The sequence below is a fragment of the Streptomyces sp. NPDC058195 genome (assembly GCF_042883525.1).
GTDB lineage: Bacteria > Actinomycetota > Actinomycetes > Streptomycetales > Streptomycetaceae > Streptomyces.
Window position 1 is genome coordinate 245,833 of record NZ_JBHVVM010000007.1, and the last position, 21,204, is coordinate 267,036.

General features: G+C 69.8%; 22 protein-coding genes, 1 tRNA gene and 1 pseudogene. 4 read left to right on the forward strand and 20 right to left on the reverse strand.

What is annotated here, in order from left to right; translation table 11 throughout:
- The first annotated feature begins 71 nt into the window (after window positions 1-71).
- Both ACFVWY_RS12075 and ACFVWY_RS12080 read left to right on the forward strand, forming a co-directional pair.
- Entirely contained in the window at window positions 72-719 is a 648-nt protein-coding gene (locus tag ACFVWY_RS12075) for a TetR/AcrR family transcriptional regulator (RefSeq protein ID WP_389870228.1), read from the forward strand.
- A gap of 75 nt (window positions 720-794) precedes the next feature.
- Complete coding sequence (locus tag ACFVWY_RS12080; RefSeq protein ID WP_389870230.1) at window positions 795-1,265, forward strand: hypothetical protein; 471 nt, start codon at window positions 795-797, stop codon at window positions 1,263-1,265.
- A gap of 55 nt (window positions 1,266-1,320) precedes the next feature.
- On the opposite strand, the gene ACFVWY_RS12085 is transcribed toward ACFVWY_RS12080, so the two are convergent.
- The 8 genes from ACFVWY_RS12085 to ACFVWY_RS12120 all read right to left on the reverse strand — a co-directional run bounded on the left by ACFVWY_RS12085 (window position 1,321) and on the right by ACFVWY_RS12120 (window position 8,057).
- Window positions 1,321-1,806 carry a hypothetical protein gene (locus ACFVWY_RS12085; RefSeq protein WP_389870232.1) on the reverse strand — a complete coding sequence of 162 codons (486 nt, stop codon included), beginning with the start codon at window positions 1,804-1,806 and terminating at the stop codon, window positions 1,321-1,323.
- Window positions 1,807-1,944: 138 nt separating this feature from the next.
- Entirely contained in the window at window positions 1,945-2,628 is a 684-nt protein-coding gene (gene ung, locus ACFVWY_RS12090; RefSeq protein WP_389870234.1) for a uracil-DNA glycosylase, read from the reverse strand.
- 81 nt (window positions 2,629-2,709) lie between these two features.
- Window positions 2,710-4,290, reverse strand: coding sequence for an ABC transporter substrate-binding protein (locus ACFVWY_RS12095; RefSeq protein ID WP_389870236.1), 1,581 nt, complete (start codon window positions 4,288-4,290; stop codon window positions 2,710-2,712).
- Window positions 4,291-4,407: 117 nt separating this feature from the next.
- Complete coding sequence (locus ACFVWY_RS12100; protein ID WP_389870238.1) at window positions 4,408-5,163, reverse strand: SDR family oxidoreductase; 756 nt, start codon at window positions 5,161-5,163, stop codon at window positions 4,408-4,410.
- A gap of 20 nt (window positions 5,164-5,183) precedes the next feature.
- Complete coding sequence (gene fabG, locus ACFVWY_RS12105; protein WP_389870240.1) at window positions 5,184-5,945, reverse strand: 3-oxoacyl-ACP reductase FabG; 762 nt, start codon at window positions 5,943-5,945, stop codon at window positions 5,184-5,186.
- A gap of 231 nt (window positions 5,946-6,176) precedes the next feature.
- Complete coding sequence (locus ACFVWY_RS12110; protein WP_389870243.1) at window positions 6,177-6,560, reverse strand: DUF3037 domain-containing protein; 384 nt, start codon at window positions 6,558-6,560, stop codon at window positions 6,177-6,179.
- Entirely contained in the window at window positions 6,557-7,411 is an 855-nt protein-coding gene (locus ACFVWY_RS12115) for a HipA family kinase (protein WP_389870245.1), read from the reverse strand. The genes ACFVWY_RS12110 and ACFVWY_RS12115 overlap by 4 nt, the downstream gene beginning before the upstream one ends.
- Before the next feature lie 558 nt (window positions 7,412-7,969).
- Window positions 7,970-8,057, reverse strand: a tRNA-Asn gene (locus tag ACFVWY_RS12120).
- Window positions 8,058-8,355: 298 nt separating this feature from the next.
- Between ACFVWY_RS12120 and ACFVWY_RS12125 the strand changes: the two genes are divergently transcribed.
- Window positions 8,356-9,234 (forward strand): helix-turn-helix domain-containing protein, encoded by an 879-nt coding sequence (locus ACFVWY_RS12125; protein WP_389870248.1) that lies wholly within the window; start codon window positions 8,356-8,358, stop codon window positions 9,232-9,234.
- Here ACFVWY_RS12125 and ACFVWY_RS12130 read toward each other — a convergent pair.
- Complete coding sequence (locus ACFVWY_RS12130) at window positions 9,200-10,030, reverse strand: alpha/beta fold hydrolase (protein ID WP_389870251.1); 831 nt, start codon at window positions 10,028-10,030, stop codon at window positions 9,200-9,202. The genes ACFVWY_RS12125 and ACFVWY_RS12130 overlap by 35 nt on opposite strands.
- Before the next feature lie 475 nt (window positions 10,031-10,505).
- On the opposite strand from ACFVWY_RS12130, the gene ACFVWY_RS12135 reads away from it, so the two are divergent.
- Window positions 10,506-11,303, forward strand: coding sequence for a BTAD domain-containing putative transcriptional regulator (locus ACFVWY_RS12135; RefSeq protein ID WP_389870254.1), 798 nt, complete (start codon window positions 10,506-10,508; stop codon window positions 11,301-11,303).
- A 188-nt stretch (window positions 11,304-11,491) separates the two neighbouring features.
- Here ACFVWY_RS12135 and ACFVWY_RS12140 read toward each other — a convergent pair whose 3' ends face one another.
- The 11 genes and pseudogenes from ACFVWY_RS12140 to ACFVWY_RS12190 form a co-directional block, all read right to left on the reverse strand.
- Window positions 11,492-12,712: a beta-ketoacyl-[acyl-carrier-protein] synthase family protein gene (locus ACFVWY_RS12140; protein WP_389870256.1), complete on the reverse strand. Its 1,221-nt coding sequence runs from the start codon at window positions 12,710-12,712 to the stop codon at window positions 11,492-11,494.
- Window positions 12,712-12,942, reverse strand: a complete 231-nt coding sequence (locus ACFVWY_RS12145) for an acyl carrier protein (RefSeq protein ID WP_389870259.1) — start codon at window positions 12,940-12,942, stop codon at window positions 12,712-12,714. The genes ACFVWY_RS12140 and ACFVWY_RS12145 overlap by 1 nt, the downstream gene beginning before the upstream one ends.
- Window positions 12,943-13,003: 61 nt before the next feature.
- A complete protein-coding gene (locus ACFVWY_RS12150; RefSeq protein ID WP_389870262.1) occupies window positions 13,004-14,038 on the reverse strand; it encodes a beta-ketoacyl-ACP synthase III in 1,035 nt (344 codons plus the stop codon).
- Window positions 14,035-15,039, reverse strand: a complete 1,005-nt coding sequence (locus ACFVWY_RS12155; protein WP_389870264.1) for a VlmB-like protein — start codon at window positions 15,037-15,039, stop codon at window positions 14,035-14,037. The genes ACFVWY_RS12150 and ACFVWY_RS12155 overlap by 4 nt, the downstream gene beginning before the upstream one ends.
- A 9-nt stretch (window positions 15,040-15,048) precedes the next feature.
- Window positions 15,049-15,609: a flavin reductase family protein gene (locus ACFVWY_RS12160; RefSeq protein ID WP_389870267.1), complete on the reverse strand. Its 561-nt coding sequence runs from the start codon at window positions 15,607-15,609 to the stop codon at window positions 15,049-15,051.
- Window positions 15,606-16,157 (reverse strand): hypothetical protein, encoded by a 552-nt coding sequence (locus ACFVWY_RS12165; protein ID WP_389870270.1) that lies wholly within the window; start codon window positions 16,155-16,157, stop codon window positions 15,606-15,608. Before ACFVWY_RS12165 ends, ACFVWY_RS12160 begins: the two co-directional genes overlap by 4 nt.
- 42 nt (window positions 16,158-16,199) lie before the next feature.
- A complete protein-coding gene (locus ACFVWY_RS12170; RefSeq protein WP_389870271.1) occupies window positions 16,200-16,691 on the reverse strand; it encodes a type II toxin-antitoxin system RatA family toxin in 492 nt (163 codons plus the stop codon).
- Window positions 16,692-16,696: 5 nt separating this feature from the next.
- Window positions 16,697-17,983: an aspartate aminotransferase family protein gene (locus ACFVWY_RS12175; protein WP_389870273.1), complete on the reverse strand. Its 1,287-nt coding sequence runs from the start codon at window positions 17,981-17,983 to the stop codon at window positions 16,697-16,699.
- A 70-nt stretch (window positions 17,984-18,053) separates the two neighbouring features.
- The gene (locus ACFVWY_RS12180) at window positions 18,054-19,193 is read right to left on the reverse strand and encodes an acyl-CoA dehydrogenase family protein (protein WP_389870275.1); all 1,140 of its coding nucleotides are present in this window, start codon (window positions 19,191-19,193) and stop codon (window positions 18,054-18,056) included.
- A gap of 54 nt (window positions 19,194-19,247) precedes the next feature.
- Complete coding sequence (locus ACFVWY_RS12185) at window positions 19,248-20,846, reverse strand: aldehyde dehydrogenase family protein (protein WP_389870278.1); 1,599 nt, start codon at window positions 20,844-20,846, stop codon at window positions 19,248-19,250.
- A gap of 234 nt (window positions 20,847-21,080) precedes the next feature.
- Window positions 21,081-21,168, reverse strand: a pseudogene (locus ACFVWY_RS12190).
- Window positions 21,169-21,204: the final 36 nt, after the last annotated feature.

Genomic DNA, 21,204 nt, shown 5'->3' on the forward strand with positions numbered 1-21,204 from the left:
GCACCCGGAACTACATCCGTAGTAACCACTTCACCGTACTACAGACGTAGTTGCGGGGGTAGGTTGAGCCCATGGCCACACGCACCACCGGTACCCCCCGGGCCGACCTCATCGCCGACGCCGCCCTCGGCCTGCTCGCCGAGCGCGGGATGCGGGGGCTGACCCACCGCGCGGTCGACGAGCGCGCCGGACTCCCCCAGGGCTCGACGTCCAACCACGCGCGCACCCGGCAGGCCCTGCTGGAGGCGGCGGTACGACGGCTGGCGGAGCGCGAGGCCCGGGTGCTGGCCCCCGGCGAACTGATGGCCGGCGGGGCCCGGGGCGATGCGGGCGACCGTCCCGGAAGCGGCCCGCCCGACGGGGCCCGGGACCTGGCCGCCGCACTCGCGGCGGCACTGCACCGCTATCTGACCCGCCACCCCGACCTGCTGGTCTGCCGCTACGAGCTCGCCCTGGAGGCGACCCGGCGGCCGGAGCTGCGGGAGTTCTTCGACGCGACGGGCCGGCAGTTCCGCGCACCGCTGCTGGCGCTGATGACGGCGGCCGGATCGGCCGAGCCCGAGCGGCACACCCTGTCCCTGGTCGCCTGGTGCGAGGGGCTGATGTTCTCGTGCACCGCGGGCTCGTTCCACCGCTCCGTCCCGGACGAGGCCGAACTGCGCGCCGGATTCACCGAACTGCTGAACGGAATGCTCGGGCCCGGGTGGGCACCGCGCTGAACGGGTGTCACCCGTGCGGAGCAATCCCGCCAGCCCTGCGCACCTGGTCCGCGTCCGCACCGCAGAGTTGACCAGGTGCAACGAACCCGAATCACCGTGAGCCTCCTGGTCGGCATGGCCGCCACGGCGCTGTCCGGCTGCGTGTCCGTGGGGCCCGGCCCGGACGCCCCGCCCCGGCCGCATGCCAGCGGCCCCGCCCAGGAGCTGTCGCCGCAGATCGCGCTGCCGCCCGTCCATGACTCGCTGGAGGCCCTGCCGGTACCCGAGCCGTCCGCCCCCCGGCCGCCGTCCGCCGCCCCGCCTCGGACCGCGGCCGTCACGCCGCCCGGCACCCACCGGCCCCGGTCCGGCGCCCCGTGGCAGCAACGGCACCCCGCCGCCACGCACCCGCGCCCCCGCCCCGTACCGCCCGCCGTGACCGCACCGGTCCCCGTCCCGCCGCCACCGGCCTCCGGTACGGGTGTGTGCGCGCTGGGCCGGGGCTACGGGCACTGGCCCGCGGGCAGTCCCCAGTCCAGGATCTGTGACGACACCTACGGACACTGAGCCCGCCGTCCGCAGGTGCGGCGCGGCACGCCCGGCCTCAAGGGGCGGGCCGCGCTCAGGGCTCGCGCAGCCGCAGCTCCAGCCGGACGATCGCCGCGCGCACCCCTTGCGCGTATCCGTCGTCGGCCCGCCCGTCTCCGAGCGCACCGGCGGCGGCACGGGCCCGGTCCAGATGAAACCGTGCCGCGTCGGGGCGCCTCAGTTTGAGGTAGTCGGCCACGAGACTGAGGTGGAGCGAGGGGTAGAAGGCCCGCAGCGCGGGGGCATCGGGATGCCGCGTCGCCCGCTCGCCACGCAGTCCGTCCGCAGCGGTCAACGCCCTGAGGTCCCAGGCCAGTTCGTCACCGGGATCGTCCTGGGTGTCGGCCATGTAGTGGGCGAGGGTGCACCGGTCCAGGGCGTCGCCCGACTCGCCGATCTCCGACCAGAGCACGCCGAAACGATTGCGGGCCTCCTCACGGTCACCACCGTGCAGCAGCATGGCCGCCTGGCCGATCCTGGTCATGACGGCGTCCCTGGACGCCTCCCGCTGCTCCGCCACCGCGGCCTCCTCGCGCGCCGGTCCCCCGTTCGTTTCCGGTCGACGCTAGCGCCAGCGGCGGCCGATCCCGCTGAGGCTCGGGCGGGCGTCCCGGTCCGGCCGCCCGAAGCGCGCTGTCGGCCGGACCGGGGCCGGGGCTCAGCCCAGGTCGGGGATGCGCCAGTCGATGGCGTCGTGGCCCTGTGCCGCCACCGCCTCGTTGATCTGCGTGAAGGGACGGGAGCCGAAGAACTTCTTGGCCGAGAGCGGCGAGGGGTGCGCGCCCTTCACCACCACGTGGCGTTCCTCGTCGATCAGCGGGAGCTTCTTCTGGGCGTAGTTGCCCCAGAGCACGAAGACCGCGGGGTCGGGCCGCGAGGCGACGGCCCGGATCACGGCGTCGGTGAACTTCTCCCAACCCTTGCCCTTGTGCGAGTTGGCCTCGCCCGCGCGGACCGTCAGCACGGCGTTGAGCAGGAGCACGCCCTGCTCGGCCCACGGCATCAGATAGCCGTTGTCCGGGACCGGCAGGCCCAGCTCCTCCTTCATCTCCTTGTAGATGTTCCGCAGCGAGGGCGGTGTCTTCACGCCTGGCCGCACGGAGAAGCACAGCCCGTGCCCCTGGCCCTCTCCGTGGTAGGGGTCCTGCCCGAGGACGAGGACCTTCACCCGGTCGTAGGGCGTGGCGTCCAGAGCGGCGAACACCTGCTCGCGCGGCGGATAGACCGGCCCCTTGGCCCGTTCCTCCTCGACGAACTCGGTGAGCTCCTTGAAGTAGGGCTTCTGCAGCTCGTCGCCGAGGACGCCGCGCCAGGAGTCGGGCAGCAGGTCGGTGTCGGTCACTTCAACAACCTCCGGTAAGCAATCAGCTGTACGTCCGAGAACCTACCGGGGGCCACTGACAACGCGTCCTGCGGTCCGGGGCTACCAGCTGGTCTTGCGGTAGAACTCCCACATCTGCATGACCGTCTGCGGGTCCAGGGCACGCTCGCCGCCGCCGATGTCCTCGCCCGAGGCGACGTACAGCTTGCCCTGCCACAGTGGCAGCATGCGCACGTCGTCGACCAGGATCTTCTGGGCCCGCTCGAACTGCTTGGAGACCGCGCCGCGGTCCCCCTCCTTGCGGGTCTGCGGCAGCAGCTGCTTGGTGATCTCGTCCTTCAGGTACGGCATTCCCGTGACGCTCTGCTTGCCGACGAACGGGGCGATGAAGTTGTCCGGGTCCGGGAAGTCGGGGAACCAGCCACGGCCGAAGACCGGGTACTCACCCTTGGTGAAGCCTTCCTGGAAGGCCTTCCAGGGCTGGCTCTTGAGCGTGATCCTGAACAGCCCGGAGCTCTCCAGCTGGCGCTTCAGCTCGTCGAACTCGGGGGCGGTGGAGGATCCGTACCGGTCGGTGGTGAACCAGAGCGTCAGCTCGACCGGCTTGGTGATGCCCGCCTTGGACAGGATCCGCTTCGACTCGGCCGGGTCCGGGTCACCGTACGCGTCGAAGAAGCTGGTGGTGTGCCCGCCGATGCCCTTGGGGACCATGGAGTACAGCGGTTCGGCCGTGCCCTGGTACACCTTGGCCACCAGGGCGTCGCGGTCGACCAGCTGGGCGATGGCCCGCCGTACGGCCACGTTCCCCGCCGCCGGGTCCTCGGGGTTGAAGACGAGGAAACGGATGTCCGCGCCGACCGTCTCGACGATCTGCGGCTGGCCGTCCTTGGACTGGCTCCGCTCCAGGCCGACGACCTCCTCGGCGGTGAGACCGCGGTAGATCGCGTCGATCTCCTTCTTCCGCAGCGCCGCGACCACCGGGGCGGATTCCTTGTAGTACCGGATGGTGACGGCGTCGTTCTTGCGGTTCGCGAATCCCTTGTAGTCGGGGTTCTTCACGAGTTCGGCGCGGCGCCCCGGCTTGTACGAGTCCAGGAGATACGGGCCGGAACCCGTGACCTTTCCGTCGTTGCGTATTTTGTGCCGGGAATAGTCACTGGGGGCCACCAGGGACATCGCGGGCGTGGCCAGAATGAACGGGAACGTGGCGTCCGGGCGGGAGAGGTGGAAGACGACGATGTCGTCCCCCTTCGTCTCGACGCGGTCGAGCGAGCCGAGCATGCCGACCGGCCCGCTCTTGAAGTCGATCTCCGAGATCCGCTCGATGGAGAACTTCACCGCCTCGGCGTCGAGTTTGTCCCCGTTGGAGAATTTCAGGCCCTTGCGCATCTTGCACCGGTAGGAGGTGCTCGTGGTGTCGGTGAACTTGCACCATTCCGCGGCGTCGGGCTCGGGCCTGGTACTTCCGGTCGGGAAACTCACCAGGGTCTGGAAGACGTTCCGCATCATCTCCCAGGAGTTGTCCCACGCCGCCGCCGGATCGAGGGTCGAGGGTTCACTGGTCGTGCCGACGACTATCTTCTGCTCGCTCTTGGAACCACTGTCGGAAAAAAGTCCGCAGCCGGCCAGCAGAGAAAGGGAAGCTAGGGCTGCAGCGGCCTGCAGACTGGCCCGGTAGAACACGTGCACGCTCCTCGATCAGCCATGGGTCGGCAGACGATACCGCAGCGCCCCGCCGGGTCAATCCGTAGGCCCGGCAGGGCACTTGAGTCAATCGGGGCCAAATCCGCTCAGGCCGTATCAGCCCACGCCCGCGTTCAGGAAGATTCCGCCGTCGACCACCAGGGTCTGCCCGGTCATCCACTCCGACTGGCTGGACGTCAGGAACGCGGCGGTACCGCCGATGTCCGCCGGAACTCCCAGCCTGCCCAGCGGATAAGCCGCCGCGGCCTCCTCCTCCCGGCCTTCGTACAGAGCCTGCGCGAACTTGGTCTTCACCACCGCGGGCGCGATGGCATTGACCCGGACGGACGGCGCGAACTCGTGCGCCAACTGCAGGGTCAGATTGACCATGGCGGCTTTGCTCATGCCGTACGCGCCGATAAAGGGTGAGGCGGAAATACCGGCGACCGAGGCGATGTTGACGATCGCCCCGCCGTTCTCCTGCTGCCACGCCTTCCAGGTCAGCTGCGCGAAGCCGAGCGCGGAGACGACATTCATCTCGAAGACCTTGCGGACGACGTCGAGGTCGAGCTCCGCGATCGGCCCGAAGACCGGGTTCGTACCGGCGTTGTTGACCAGGAAGTCGACCCGGCCGAACGCCTCCATGGTGCGCTTGACGGCCTCGGCCCGGTGCTCCGCGTCGTGGGCCTTGCCCGCGACGCCGATCGCCCGGTCGGCACCGAGGCGCTGGACGGCCTCCTGGAGCGCCTCCTCGCCCCGACCGGTGATGCACACCCGGTCGCCCCGGGCCACCAGGGCCTCGGCGATGCCGAAGCCGATGCCCCGGCTCGCACCCGTGATGAGCGCGACCTTCCCGCTGTCCTGCACTGTCATGATGTCCAAGCCCTCCGGAATCAGTTGAGCGGTCCGCCCGCGACGTACAGGACCTGCCCGGAGACGAAGCCCGCCGCGTCACCCGTGAAGAAGGCGATGGCGTTGGCGATGTCCTCGGGGCGGCCGACGCGCTGCACCGGGATCTGGGTGGCGGCGGCGGCCTGGAAGTCCTCGAAGCCCATGCCGACCCGGGCGGCCGTCTGCGCGGTCATCTCCGTGACGACGAAGCCGGGGGCGACGGCGTTGGCGGTGATGCCGAACTTGCCGAGCTCCTTGGCGAGGGTCTTGGTGAAGCCCTGGAGGCCCGCCTTGACGGCGGCGTAGTTGGCCTGGCCCCGGTTGCCGAGCGCCGAGGAGGAGGAGAGCGAGACGATACGGCCGAACCCGGCGTCCACCATGTGCTTCTGGACGGCCTTGGCCATCAGGAACGCGCCCTTGAGGTGCACGTTCATCACGGTGTCCCAGTCAGACTCGCTCATCTTGAAGAGCAGGTTGTCGCGGAGCACGCCCGCGTTGTTGACCAGGATCGTCGGCGCTCCGAGCTCGGCGGCGACCCGCGCGACCGCGGCTTCCACCTGGGCGCTGTCCGAGACGTCGCAGCCGATCGCGAGGGCCCGGCCCCCGGCGGCGGTGATCGTGTCGACGGTGTCCTTGCAGGCGGCCTCGTCGAGGTCGAGTACGGCGACGGCGCGGCCCTCGGCCGCCAGGCGAACCGCGGTGGCGGCGCCGATGCCCCGGGCCCCTCCGGTCACTACGGCGACGCGCTGCTCGGTGGTGGACATGCTTCGTTCTCCTCGCCCTTGGATCGCCGCCCAGCAGGTCCGGGGCACCTCCGGCACGGGATCTCGTGTGCGCGGAACCTTCCCGATGTCTGAGCGACCGCTTAGTACCTTCAGCAGACGAGACGCTAGAAGCCCTGGCACCCGGTGTCAACGGCGCACGGCCGTCGCGGCGCATGTCACATCCGCGACGCCGCCCGCACGGTGGCCGCGGGCGGCGCCGTGGCGGACCGGTCAGTGCACCAGCAGCCCCAGCAGCCGTTCGACCTCGGCCTCCGGGTCGGCCGTGAGGCCGCTGTGCACGGGGCCCGGCTGGACGACCGTGGAACGCGGCGCGATCAGCCAGCGGAAGCGGCGTCCCGCGTCGTCGCCCGACGCCTGGCCCGCGTCCGCCCCGCCGAGGCAGACGCCCTCGACGGCGCGCAGGGCGGCCCGTACGCCCGTCGTGTCGGCGGCCGGGTCCAGGGCCTTCAGCTTGGTCTCGTCGAGGTGGGTACGGGCAGCCACGTAGCCGCGGGCCCGGCAGTAGACGACCACGCCCGCGTTGAAGCACTCACCGCGCTCCACCCGCGGCACCACACGCAGCAGGGCGTACTCGAAGACAACGCGCTCGCTCACCGCTGGCCGTCCTTGTCGTTCTTCTTGGCGGGGTGGGGCCAGGGAGTGAGGTGCTCGGTGAGCCAGCCGGGGGCCTGGGACGGCCGGTCCGGCGTGGGGCCGTCCATGGTGATGCGCTCGTGGATGGTCGCGGCGCGCGGCAGCAGGGCCTCGACGTACGCGCGGCGCAGCTCGTCGGTGGTGGCGAAGCCGGGCTCGTCCACGAGCCACTCGTCGGGGACGTCCGCGGCAACCTCGGTGAGCAGTTCCTCGGTGACCAGCGGGGCCAGCTCGGCCGCGGCGGCCGCGATGTCGGGCGCGAACGGGGCGAGCGCGTGGTCGGAGGCGTTGTACGGCTTGGCGGCGGAGGCCTGGGCGCCGGGCCAGTTGTGGTGCCAGATCATGGTGGCACCGTGGTCGATGAGCCACAGGTCGCCGTGCCAGACGAGCATGTTCGGATTGCGCCAGGACCGGTCGACATTGTTGATCAGCGCGTCGAACCAGACCACCCGGCCGGCCTCGCGCGCATCCACCTGGTAGGCGAGCGGGTCGAAGCCGATCGAGCCGGGCAGGAAGTCCATCCCGAGGTTGAGCCCGCCGCTGGCCTTCAGGAGCTCCTGTACCTCCTGGTCGGGTTCGGCGAGGCCGATGACCGGGTCCAGCTGCATCTGGACGAGCGTGGGGACGCGCAGTCCGAGCCGTCGGCCGAGCTGTCCGCAGATCACCTCCGCGACGAGCGTCTTGCGCCCCTGCCCCGCACCGGTGAATTTCATGACGTACGTGCCGAGATCGTCGGCCTCGACGATCCCGGGGAGCGAGCCGCCCTCACGCAGGGGCGTGATGTAGCGGGTCGCTACAACCTCTTCCAACATGTTCCCAGGTCACCCATCTCTTCAGCCTTACCATCCACGGAACAGTATTCCGGGGCATAGAGGCAGGAATCACCGGCCACGGCCCGGGGAGGAGTCCGGGGAGCTTCGGCCGGCGAGCCGGTCCCCCCGCTCCCCGAACGGACCACCGATGGTGTCTCCCCCGTTGCGACCGGCCTCCGGAACGAAACGAGCATAGTAACCAAGGGTGATCACGGGCGAAGGGTTTACGGGCCGCCACGCCATGGTCGCGACGGGCCCTTCGGCTTCCGGCCAGGCCATGCCATGCCATGCCATGGAAACCGAAGCGCGGAGCGCCGGACTCGTCCGCCGCCGGACAGCCTCCGTTCCAGAAGAGGAACTCGCCGCCTCCCCGCAGGCGACCGCCGCGCGCCGGCAGGAGGGGGGCGCGGCACGGGCCGCCTCTTCGGACACCCGCGTCACCCGCGTCACCCACAAGACCCCCGCGCGCGGCCGACACCGCCAGGGCGGGTGCGGGGTGGCGGGTCCGTTCGGTGACGGCGAGGTGAGCACGGCCCGGACACGGGCGTTCCATCGGTGCGGAGAGAGCAGGATTCGAACCTGCGTGGGCCTGAGCCCGACCGGAACAATGTTCCGGACCCCGATAAGCCACTCCGGGCATCTCTCCTCGAACCGGGCCGGTCGCGCCCCGTTCACATCCACAAGACTGCACCACGCCGCTGACACCCGGCTGATGCCCGGCTGACGCCGGGTCATCTCGCGCACGCCCCCGTTCGGCTCACCGGTCGCCCGCAGCGCGGGTCTCCCTGATCACCGGCCGGGAGCACCGGACGCCACACCGGCCTGCCCCGGAGCCCGGAGCGAAGACCGCGGGAAGGGGAAACGCGAACGGCCCTGGGGAGACCACACCCTCTTGTCTTCAGGCGAACTGACGACAGCCAAGGGTGATTGCTAGACTGCGCGTCGTGACGGTCTTAGGCACGGACACCAGCATCGGGGCACTCCTGCGGGAGTGGCGTCAACGCATGATGCTCACCCAGGGGGAGCTCGCCCAGCGCGCCAACACCTCCGCCCGGCACCTGAGTTTCGTCGAGACGGGCCGGTCACGGCCCAGCCGGGAGCTGGTCCTGCGCCTGGCGGACCAGCTGGAGATCCCCCTACGGCAGCGCAACACGCTGCTCGTTTCGGCGGGCTACTCCCCGTCCTTCCAGGAAACCCCGCTGGAAGCACCCCGGCTGAAGATCGTGCGCGAGGCGATGGACCGGATCCTGGGTGCCCACGCCCCGTACCCCGCACTCGCGGTGGATCCCGACGAGAACATCGCCGCGCTGAACATCGGGACGGAGCTGCTCCTGAGCGAGGTCTCGCCCCAGCTCCTCGTCCCGCCGTGCAACGTCATGCGGATCTGCCTCCACCCCGAAGGTCTCGTCCGCCAGGTGGTCAATCACGAGGAATGGCGCACGCACCTCATCGGACGCCTCTACCGGCAGGCCGTCTACTCGGGGCGCGAGAGTCTCAGGCGGCTGTACGACGAGGTCTCCGCGTACTGGCCCGACACTTCTCCCGTCAGCGGGCACGACCTGTCCGACACGATCGTCGCTTCGATCCGCGTGCGGGGACTGGGCACCGAACTGACCCTGTTCAGCACCATCGCCACCTTCGGCTGCGCCACGGACATCACCGTGGCGGAACTCTCCCTGGAAACGATGCATCCGGCCGACCAGCGGACAGCCGACGCTTTCGGGGCAGCCGCGAAGGAACGGCTCGAACAGAACGGCACGTCCGGAATCGCATCCCTCCAGCCGCTCATCACTCCGCCGAGAAGGCCAGCAGATCCGCGTTGAACCGGTCCGCGTGAGTGGCGAACAACCCGTGCGCCGCACCCTCGTAACGAATGAACGCACTCCCGGGCATCAACGCCGCAGTCGCCTCGCCGCACAGACGGAAGGGGGCGCCCGCATCAGCGGTGCCGTGGACGATCAGCGTGGGCAACGTGATCTTGGTGATCTCGCTGCGCTGGTCGGTGGCGAAGAGGGTGCGATAGATCTCCAGCGCCGCTCGCGGCGAGCAGTCCAGAGCCAACTCGGCGAACCAGTTGGTGAGTTCGGGTGAGAGGGGTGACCGGTCCGGGCCCCCGTCAGCTCCTCCGAAGAACTGCGTGGCGAGTCCGGCGGCCCAGCGCGGCCGGTCTTTGACCATCCCCTCCGTCAGACCTTCGAAGAGCTCCGGGTCCAGCCCTTCGGGGTTGTCGGGTGCCTTCATCATGAAGGGCGTGGTCGAACCGACCAGGGCAAGCCGGGAGATCCGGTCCGTGCCGTGCCGGCTCAGGTAGCGCACCGCCTCTCCGCCGCCCACCGCGTATCCCACGAGGGTCACGTCGACGACGTCGAGGTGTTCGAGAAGAGCCGCGAGATCGTCGGCGAGCGTGTCGTAGTCGTAACCCTCCCAGGGCTGGTCCGAGCGTCCGCAACCACGCCGGTCATACGTGACGCACCGGAACCCATGAGCGGCCAGGAAAGATGCCTGGAACTCCCACATGCGCGAACTCATCATGGCGGTACCAAGCAGGACGACCGGTTTTCCATTACCCCAGTCGTTATAGAAGAGATTCGTCCCGTCCCCGGACGTGAAGAAAGTCATCCCTCTACGCTCCCTGATCCAGCAGCCCGCGTCAATTACTTCTCAGGTAATAAGGATTCGGCGAATCGCGGGCGATCATCTGCCTCTCAGGCGCTAAACCGGGGACGAAGCATCCACATTCCTCCGGATGACAGAAACCAGCCATAGTGCCGACCGCCGGAGGCGGCTCCCGGACCGCCATCCCCGGTCGATGTGGCCATTTATGAACCTCTTTGCACTGCCATCCCCAGCCCCGGATCCGCCTGACTCCGCCTGTCTCGTTCTCGACGAAAATTCTAGATTCACTCTTGCGGGTCACACGAGGAATGCAAGTAAATAGGACCGACGGTCGAGTTGTCCGTTCATGACGGAGTTGGCGATGGCGAAAAGAATCGAAGGCCGGTTTGGGATTCAGTTACCAGCCGGACTCCGCGATAGATCGAAAACCCGCCTCAGGCATCCAACTCCTTAACGCTCCGTTAAGGATGGGTCTTGCGTGCTAGAAGAAACGAACGTGAGGTTTAAAGTGCTCGGCTCCGTCGGAGTCGAGACGGGAGGGCGCTTCCGAAGCATATCCGGATCAAGACAGCGCTCACTGCTGGCCAGCCTGCTGGTGAGTTCCGGAAGACCGCTCTCCGCGCCTCAGCTGTACACGGAGTTATGGGGCGAGAACCCGCCCACCACCGCAGAGAACTCACTGCAGGCCCACGTCTACCGACTGCGTCGGACGCTTCACGGACTGGCGGGCAGCGAGAGTGATCCGCCCCTATTGGCCACCCGCGCCACAGGCTACGTTCTGAACATCCGACCGGAGGCTCTTGATCTGAATGTCTTCCGGGATCTCACAGCGGAAGCGCGGGCCGCCGCGCCGTACAATCCGCACGTTGCTTACACGGCACTGGACAAGGCCTTGAACCTGTGGCGAGGATCGCCGCTGCAGGACGCGGCTTCCGGTCCGCTGTGCCAGAGCGTGGCACTCCAGCTGGAGGAGGAGTACCTCAGCACGCTGGAAGAGAAACTCGCTCTCGGTATCGACTGCGACGACCCCGTGCGTGTCATCGGGGAACTAAAAAGGGTGAGCATCATACACCCCTGGCGCGAACGCATCACCGAAATGCTGATGCTAGCGCTCTACCGGTGCGGCCGCCAGGCGGAGGCAATCGAGGCCTACAACCGGGTGCGCAGCCGGCTGGTCGACGAGCTGGGCATGGAACCGTCCCAGCAACTCGAGCTGCGCTTTAGGGAAATACTCAATCAGGCACCGTCACTGCACCTTTCGCCCTTGGCGCGGTAGCAGACCAGGCCGTCTCCTGGACGACGGCAGTCAGCCGCCGTCCGGGAGACGACCGCTCGCCCTTTCGGGAGGTTCGCCGTCGGGCCCCATCCCGCCGAATCCGGTATGCGGACCCGGGGCTTTCACCAGCGTCACCGACGCCTCCGGGCAGCCCTTTTCCAGCGGCACGGCAACCGGTGAGCCGAAGATCAGGGCTTCGAAATCGCCAGGACCGCGTTCTGCCCGCCGAAACCGAGGGAATTACTCAGGACCAGATCGACGCGGGCACGGGTTGCCACGGTCGGCACCTCGATGTCGATGCGTGGATCGAGCGTACGCAGCCCCGCGGTGGGCGGGACCACCCCCTGCTCGACGGACAGGACACCGAACGCCGCCTCCACCGCGCCCGCCGCACCCAGGAGGTGCCCCGTGACGCCCTTGGTCGAACTGACCAGGGGCCCATCGGGCAGCGCGCGACGCAGTGCCTGAGCCTCCGCCAGGTCGTTCATCGGGGTCGAGGTGCCGTGCGCGTTGACGTGGTGGACGTCCTGCGGGCGCGCACCCGCGTCCGCCAAGGCCCGCCGCACCGCCGTCTCGACCCCCCGGCCGTCGGGATGGGGGCTGGTCACATGATGAGCGTCGGCACCGGCACCGTATCCGGCGATCAGGGCCCGGACGCGGGCGCCGCGGGCGCGGGTGTCCGCGGCGCGCTCCAGCACGAGCACTCCGGCGCCCTCACCCGCCACGAATCCGTCGCGGCCGACGTCGAACGGCCGGGACGCACTCGCCGGGTCGTCCTCGCGTCGCGACAGCGCGCCCATCTTCGCGAAGCCGGCCATCACCAGCGGGGTGATCATGGCCTCGCTGCCCCCGGCCAGGACGATGTCGCAGCGGTCGAGCAGCAGCAGGTCCCGCGCCGTGCCGATGGCCGTCGCCCCGGAGGCGCATGCCGTGGCCACCACGAGGTTGGGGCCGGTGGCACCGAATTCGATGGCCGTCTGCCCGGCCAGCATGTTGGGCAGCTGCATGGGAAGCAGCAGCGGAGAGACCCGGGAGGGGCCCTCCTCCAGGAGCACCCGGTGCTGGGTCTCCACGGTGCCCGGGCCGCCGTCCGCGCAGCCGAGCACCACACCGACCCGGGCGCCGTCCCACTTCGCCGGGTCGAGCCCGGCATCCGCCACCGCTTCCCGGGCGGCGACCAAGGCGAACTGCACGAAGGGGTCCAGCCGATGGGAGCGGCGGGCTCCCAGCAACTTCTCGGGGTCGAAATCCGGTACACGGCAGGCGAGCTGGACCGGCCCTCCCTTCAGGGAAGGGTCGAGCTGGGCGGCTGGGCGGCCCGCGAGAACCGCCGCCCAGCTCTCCCGTGTACCGACTCCGCCCGGCGTCACCAGGCCAAGGCCGCTGACCGCGATGTCGGTGTGTGTCATCAGACCTTCGCGCTCCGCTGTTCCATCAGCTCGGCCATGGCCCCGATGGTGGGGAGTTCGAGCAGTTCGTCATCGCTGATGACCATGTTCAGCTCTTTCTCCAGGACCAGCGACAGCTCGACGATCGCCAGCGAGTCCAGTTCGACGTCCTCGCGGGTGGCTTCGGGCGTGACCTGTTCGGGCGTCACCTTGAGCTTGCTGACCAGGATTTCCTTGAGTGTCTCGAACATGTCGTCCTCCTCGGGATTCGGTTTCCGTGCGTGCCGACGGACGGGCCCGGCCCGCCGCTCGTCAGCCGGGCTTGACGTCGGGCCAGACCACGGTGCTCGCGCCCCAGGCCAGCCCGCCGCCGAAGGCGGTGAGCAGCACCCGGTGGCCGGGCAGCAGGGAGCCCTCGGCGGCCGACTGCGCGAGCAGCAGCGGGATAGATGCGGCGCCGGTGTTGCCGACATGCTCAATGTTGGAGAGCCGGCGCTCCGCCGGGATGCCCAGCTCCTGGGCGACGGTGCCCAGAATGCGGGCGTTGGCCTGATGCGCGGCCAGTCTGTCGACGTCCTCGGTGCTCCAGCCCGCGGCCGCGACCGCCTGCCGGGACGCCGCGGTCATGCGGTCCACCGCATGCCGGTAGGTCTCGCGCCCGCGCATCCGGAACCAGCTGTCCCCGGGACCGGCCGCGATGCCCGAGGAACGCTGGCGGGAGCCGCCCGCGGGGACCTCGATCAGGTCGCTGAGCGTCCCGTCGCTGCCCAGCACGGTCGGGCCGATCGCCCCCGGCTCCTCGTGCGTACCCGCGCGCAGGACCATCGCGCCCGCTCCGTCGGCGAAGATCACGCAGGTGCCGCGGTCCTGCGGGTCGATGATCGTGGTGAAGGCGTCCGCCGCGATCAGCAGCACCCGCTCGGCCACTCCCGACGCGATCAGTCCCCCGGCGGTCGCCAGCCCGTAGAGAAAACCGGTGCACACCGCCGAGATGTCGAAGGCGGCGATGCCGGTGAGCCCCAGCCGCGCGGCCACCTCGGGAGCGGTGGCCGGGCAGGGGCGGTCGGGTGTCGTGGTCGCGAGGACCAGGGCGTCCGGGCGGAGGCCGCCCGCCGAGTCCCATGCCCTGGCGCCTGCCTCCACCGCCAGGTCAGAGGTGGCCGTGCCCGGGGAGACCATGTGCCGGGTGGCAATTCCGGTACGGCTGCGGATCCACTCGTCGCTCGTGTCCAGGCGGGCCGAGAGATCGTCGTTGGTCACCACGTCGGGCGGCAGATGGGAACCGATCCCGGCGATCACCGCCGCCGGTCCGGTGCGCCCCGGTACGCCGGGAGGCGTGCCGCTCACGCCGTTGCCCCGGGCCCCGGGCCGTCGAGCGCGTCCAGGGGCAGGCCCATGTACTCCAGCCGGCTGCGCGCCATCTCGCCCGTCCACTGCTCGGCCATGTCATAGCGCTGTTCGGGGGTCGTGTCGAGCATCCGGACGCCGGGCCAGATCTCGTAGTCGCCGATCGCCTCCGCGTGCTGGCTCATCCCCACCTGGAACAGTTCCTCACGATGGATGACGAACTCACGGTCGGGAACCTCGTCCCACAGTCGCGCCCCGTCGCGGATGATCTCCAGGACCCTGTCACGGGATTCCGGGTGCGCGGCCAGGTGGTCCTTGAGGAGGGTGCTGGCCACGGTCAGGTGCCGGATCTCGTCGATCGCGGTGCCGCGGGAGATCTCTCCGGTGGCCGGGGACAGCGGCGTCCACTTGCGCTCGCTCAGTTCGGCCGCGGGAGCCAGCACGCCCTCGATGACGATGGCGAACACGGCCACGCCTCCGATGAAGTCCTTCTGGTCGCGGACGATGCCGAGGGTGAAGTCCTCCACGGGCTGGAGCACCCGGCGCCGGTAGTCGGCGGCCATCTCGTGGATGTCCTCGACCAGCGTCGCCGCCGGCATTCCGAGCTCCACCAGGTGGTTGCGGAACACCCGGGCGTGCCGGGCCTCGTCGATCAGCTGGGTGGAGTAGAACTCCATCTCCGGGACGCCGGGGGCGATCGGTACGTAGTGGCCGAGCAGCCGGGTGGCGATCTCCTCGGACAGGCCCCGGAACCCGAACTCCAGGACGAGCGCCTCGCGCAGCGGTCCGGGGGCCCTGAGGAAGCCGGGTACGCCCGCGTCCCGGTGGTGCCCGGTCACCCCGCGGTCGCGCAGGGTGCCCTGGGCGACGGAGGTGATCCAGTAGGCGAGGTCGCAGTCCTCCGGGCCGAGGGTGAGCTTCATGGCGCCCTCGAGGAGCCCGGGTGCGGCATCCCAGTCGGCCTCGGGCGACGTGGTGGTGTCGTGGGGAGTGGTGGTCATCGTCCTGCGTCATCCTTCCGGGGAGAGTGTCTTGGGCACGGCAACGTCCTGGGGCCCGTCGGCCCGCGCCGGTCGCAGGCCCGCCGCGAAGAGCCCGCCCGCGTAGCTGAGCAGCGGTTCCCCGGGGCCGTGGTCCGCGCGGACCACCTGGCCGAGCAGCACCTCGTGGTCGCCGATGGCGAAGCGGCCGGAAACCCGGCAGGAGTAGTGGGCGAGGGCCCCTTCTATCCGGGGAGCTCTGGTGAACTCGTCGGTCAGCCAGGGCAGCCCGGCGAACTGCTCGACGCCTTCGGGGCGCGTGCTGTCGGCGAACCAGCGCGCCAGGTGTTCCTGTTCGCTGTCGAGCACGTTGATGGAGAATCGCCCCTCGGCGGCCGCCAGTCCGGCGAAGGAGGAGCCGGACCGCAGGCAGGCGCCCATCAGCAGCGGAACCCTGGAGACCCGGCTGACGTTGCTGACCGTCGTGCCGTGCGGGCGTCCCCCGTGCGAGACGGTGAGCACCGCCACGGGCGCCGCCAGCCGCCGCAGCGCCTCGCGCTGTACGGGGTGGGCCCCGGCGGCCGTGATCACCGGATCCCCTCGGCCGCGGCCCGCTCCGGCACCTCGACCGTGGTCCGGGCAGCGGGCACATGGCCGACGGGTTCCGGTACCTGCTCGTGTCCGACAGGCTTCGGGTGAGCGACGCCGAGGTCGTCCAGGAGCCTCAGGTACCCCTTCTGCCGGACAGGTTCGAACGGCAACGCGAAGGGCTTCATGAAGTTGCCGAACAGTCCGCGGTCGCCGAACAGGTGGAACGGCAGAACCAGCAGCGCCCACTCCGGCCCGGCCAGCCAGCACCACAGGGCCGCGACGGCGGCCTGCGTGATGAGGCTGTGCATCACGTTGTAAAGGACGTAGTACGTCTTGGCGATGGGCCTGCCACCGCTGCGCCGGAAGGCTATGGCTCCCGGGATGTAGCCGATCAGGTCGATGTAGAGGAACAGCGCGATCGCCGGCAGCCACCGGATCTCGTCGAGGTGCGCGATGATCAGCCCGGTCGACACCGCGAGGCCGACCAGGTACTCGGCGCGGTGCAGCGAAAAGGTTCTGGGGGTCTCGAAGGGATTGGCCTGGTCCACGGTTGGTCTCCTGATTCTCGCCGCGATGCGCGGCGGCCGGGCTCAAGCGGTGGCGGGCACACCGGCGCCGGGAGCGGACAGGTCGATTTCGCCGTGCACCTCGGACTGCGGGAACAGTCCGGTGACGGCCCAGGCCACGGTCTCCTTGATGACCCGCTCGGCGATCGGGTCGAGGATGCCTTCGAGGCTGGGGATGCCGAAGTCGAACGCGGCCTCGAAGCGGACGGCCACGTCGTCGCCTTCCTGCACGATCCGCCAGGTGCCGGTGAAGCTGTCGAAGTCTCCGTCGTCCTGGGTGAAGTGGATCTCCAGGCCCTCACGGTCGAAGCGGTCCTCCTCCGTCCAGCGCAACAGCCCGCTGCGGAAGTGGAGTTCCCAGCTGGAACTGCACTGCTGCGCCGGGTGGGTGGCGTGCACGGTGGTCGACCGGACGTGCGGGGCGAGTTCGGGGTACCGCTCCCAGCGCAGCACGTTGTCGTACACGGTCAGCGCCTTCTCGCAGCGCACTGTGACGTCCAGTTCGACATGTCGCACGGGGGTTACCGCCTTCCGGGCAGTGTGGCCGAGCCACTGATGAGGTCGCGGGTGGCCTTGTCGAAGGAGTCGAGCAGATGGTTCACGTCGTGGTCGCTGAGGATGGCCGGCGGGGTGAACCGCACCACCGAGCTGCCGTTCATGGAGTGGTTGGCGACGACCCCGTGGTTGAACAGCTCGATGAGCAGCTCCCCGGCGAGTCCCGCTTCGACCAGCTCCACACCGATCAGCAGCCCTCGGCCCCGTACGTCGACGAGCAGGTCGGGGATGTTGCGCCGGGCGATCTCGGTGATCCGGGGCAGCAGCCGGGCCCCCAGGTCGGCGGCCCGGGTGACGAGCCGTTCCTCCTGCACGGCCCGGATCGCCCCCTGGACCGCTGCCATCAGCACCGGCTGTCCGGAGAACGTGGCCGTGTGGACGTACGGGTCCTTGTCGAAGGGCCGGAACGCCTCACGGGTGGCCACCGCCGCCGAGACCGGGAGCACACCGCCGCCCAGAGCCTTGCCCGTGAGGAGGACGTCGGGGACGACGCCGTCGATGTCGGCCCCCCACCACTCCCCCAGGCGGCCGAAGCCGGACTGCACCTCGTCCAGGATGAGGAAGCCGTCGTACTCCCGCACGAGTTCCTCGACACGCTTGAGGTAGCCCTCGGGAGGCAGGATCACGCCTCCCTCGCCCTGGACGGGCTCGATGATGACGCAGACCTCTCCGGGGTGCGCGGCGAGCTCCTGCTTCAGGGCGTCGGCGTCTCCGTACGGCAGGTGCGTGAAGTCGGGGACCAGCGGCCGGAAGGGCTTCTGGTACACCTCCTTCGCCGTCGCCGACAGGGCCCCGAGGGTCTTGCCGTGGTACCCGCCGGACATCGAGACGGTGCGCTTGCGGCCCTTGGCACGGGCCAGCTTGAGGCCGGTCTCGACCGCTTCGGCGCCGGAGAGCGCGAAGTGCACCCGGTCGAGGCCGGGCGGTGTGATGGAGACCAGCGCTTCGGCGGCACGCGCCACCGTCGGCTCCAGCAGAATCCGGGTGGCGGTCGGGTGCGTGCGCAGCTGGCGCTCGACGGCCTCGATCACCATGGGGTGCCGGGCGCCCATGATGAAGACCCCGTAGCCCCCGGCGTTGAGAAACCGCTCGCCGTCGCTCGTGGTCAGCCAGGCCCCGCAGGACTCGGTCTCCATGTGGCTGCCGAAGAGTTCGGCGAGAGTGGCCCGGCCCTTGCTCAGGTGCGCCCGGTAGAGGCCGAGGATCTCCTCCTCCGTGTCCACCGGGGCTCGGTCTTCGGACAGGGCTGTCATCACACGGCTCCCATGGACGGGCGCGCCGGGGGCGGCGCGGTGGCGGTCGGGCGGTGGTGGTGGTCCGGGGTCACGACAGCTCCAGCGGCTCGCCGGTGAACCACTTCAGCAGCGGTTCCTGTGCCGAGGCCCGCCCCGGCGGGTGGAATGCGAGGGGGCGCACGGCGGCGGCCAGCCGGGTGTTCTCGTCCGACCTGATGAAGTCGATGCCGCCGAGCAGTTCCAGGGACCGGTCGGCGGCCTGTGCCAGGGATTCCTGGGCGGCGTACCGGGCGACCAGCACCGTGGCGACCGCTGCCTCGCCCTGCTGTCCGTCCCGCAGCGTGCGGGCCGCGCCCTCCAGCAGCGCGAAGGCCGACTCGACCTTCAGGGCGAGGTCCGCCCGGTCCGCCGTGCTGCCGCGCCCGCGTTCGATGACGCGGTCGGCGAGAGCCGTCGCCGCGCCCGCGTAGCCTGCGGACGCCAGGAGTTCGAACCAGGCGAAACCCGCCGACTGGAGGTCCTCCAGGCGGTGCGGGTCCTCGGTGGACGTGGTGATCACGAGTTCGTCCGGGACGAAGACGCCGTCGAGGCGCACTTCGTCGCTCTCGGCCGCGGCCAGCACCTCGTTCGCCCAGAAGGGGTGTACCGACAGGCCGGGCGAAGAGGCGGGGAGCAGCGCCAGGGCCAGTTCCGGGGTGCCGTCGGCGCCCGGCACCGCGATGCTCGCGGTGAGCAGGTCCATCGAGCCCGCGAGACTGCAGGGCTTCTTGGAGCCGTTCAGCAGATAGCCGCCGTCGGCCCTGGTGGCGGTCACCGCGGGGACGAGAATGTTCTGCTGGGTACGTCCCTCGGCCCATCCCGAGGCCATCAGCCGGGGGCCCGGGGCCACATCGTGCAGCACCTCCAGCACGGCGTCGGTCAGCCGGCCGGGGTCCGCCGCCAGCGCGTACAGCATCGCGACCGTGAAGTGGTGCATGGCGGTCGCCGCGGCGAGCGAGGGCGACAGCGATCCCACGGCACGCTGCACCCGCACCGCCTCCAGTACGTCGACGCCCAGGCCGCCGTACTCCGTCGGGACCAGGAGTCCCGCTCCCCCGTGGTCACGGAAGAGGCCGATCACCTGGCTGCCCGATGCCTCCCGCTCCGCGTACGGAATGGCCGCCAGGGCCTTGACCAGGCCGGGGAGGCGTTGCTCGGCGAGGTCACGGGCGAGTTCGAGGGAACGCATGGAGTCTCCAATACCAAGTAGTACGCCGTCGCGCTCGGGGCGGATGGAGGAAGGTCAGGAGCCGAAGACCGCGTCGCGCGGGCTGACGCCGTGCGCGATGCTCACTCCCTGGACGTGCGAGGTCTTGAGCATCGGGTAGTTGGCCTCGCCGAAGACTCCGCCGGTCAGGCCGGTTCCGCCGTGGCTGGGGAGGTAGGGCAGGAAGCCGATGTGCGAATCGTTCACCTTCAGCAGCCCGCCGTTGACGACGCGCCCCACGAAGGAGTCGATCACCCCGGGAGACGTGGCCCACAGGGAGTTGCGCAGTCCGTACGCGTTGCCGTTGACGAAGGCGACGAAATCGTCGAGGAGTTCCGTGTCACCGGCGGGTTCGGGGACGACGATCGGCAGCAGCGGGAAGAACGTCTCGTGCCGGACGACGTCGAAGCTCCGGGCGGCCACCAGGCCGTCGACCCGCAGCACCGTGGGCTGGAGGAACACGCCGGTCTCCGACTCGGTCCCGTCCAGCTCGGTGCGCCGCCCGCCGGTGACCAGTTCGGCGCCCTGGTCGAGCGCGCCCTGCAGGAGCGAGAAGAAGCGTTCGCTGCGGCGTACGGGGGACAGCAGGACGTCTTCGTCCTCGGGGTATCCGGGCCGTACCTCCGCGGCGCGCGCGGCCACCTCGGCGATGAGCCGGTCGGCGATCCTCGGGTGGGCCAGTACGTAGTTGGGAACCATGCAGATCTGGCCGGAGCCGTAGAACGCCTCGGAGATGGCCTCGGCGGCCTTCGGTATGTCGGCGTCCTCCCACACCACGATGCCGTCGTTGCCGGCGAGTTCGAGGATGGGCTTCTTCCCGGCGGCCACGCACTGCTCCTGGAAGCGCAGTCCTTCCTGGCTGCCGCCGATGTAGAAGATGTCGTCGATCAGCGGGTGCGCCAGCCAGCGGTCCAGTGTCTGACGGGGGTTGGAGCAGACCGCGTTGAGCACGCCGGGCGGGGCGCCGGCCTCGTCGAGGAGCGGTCCGACCACATCCCGCATCAGCCACATCGTGCTCAGCGCGATGCTGCGCGGGGCACGCACGACGACGCTGTTGCCGGACATCAGCGCCAGGACCGCGAGCGCCGCGCTGGGGGCGGGCGCGTTCTGGGGCGGGTTGAAGGCGACCACACCGTCGGGTTGTCTGCGCACGATCAGTCTCCGGCCGCCGTGCCGGAACTCGGTGTGCATCTGGCTGCGGTACCACTCCAGGCTCTCCTCGCTGAAGACCTGGAGCAGACAGCTCAGTTCCCAGCGCGCGAGTCGCACGGGGTGGGCCTCGGTCACCAGCATCTCGACGAACTCGTCCTGTCGGCGGACCAGCTCCTCGCGGAAGCGGGCGCCGAGGCTCATCCGGCGCTCCAGCGGCACCGCGGCCCATCCGGGTGCCGCCGCGGCCGCCGCCTCGGTCGCCAGGTCGATCGCGGAGTCGCCCGCGACCGCGCAGCGTCCCGCGATGTAGGGGTGCTCGGCGGCTTCGGATTCCGGATCGCGTTCGAGTTGCCGCTTCAGGCTGACGCTGGTGAAGACGTCCTCCAGCAAGGACCGCGAACTGACCGTATAGACCCAGCCGTCGCCGTCGATGTCCTTGCCGGCTATGTAGAGTTTGTAGCTGAGCAGTGGCTTTTCACGCATCAACATGCCTTCCCGGATTTACCGGCACGCGAGACGGGCCTGCCGATCGACATCATGTGCAGCCGCGCATCACGTGCGGTGTAAATCGATCCTTTCAGCGGGGCCTGACCCGGCACTGACATCTCTCTGACTCCTGGTCTCCGGATCCCCTTCAGGGGCCGGCGGACGCCAAAGGGCCCGGTTGCGTTGACACCGCGACCGGGCCGAGGCGTGCCTTGTGCAGACTGCGCTACGCGGAGAGGGCAGGATTCGAACCTGCGGAGGCGTAAGCCAGACCACCGACTGCGCGTGGACCCCGATAAGCCGCTCCGGGCACCTCTCCTCACTCCCGGTCCACACCTCTGGGCCGTTCTCCTGA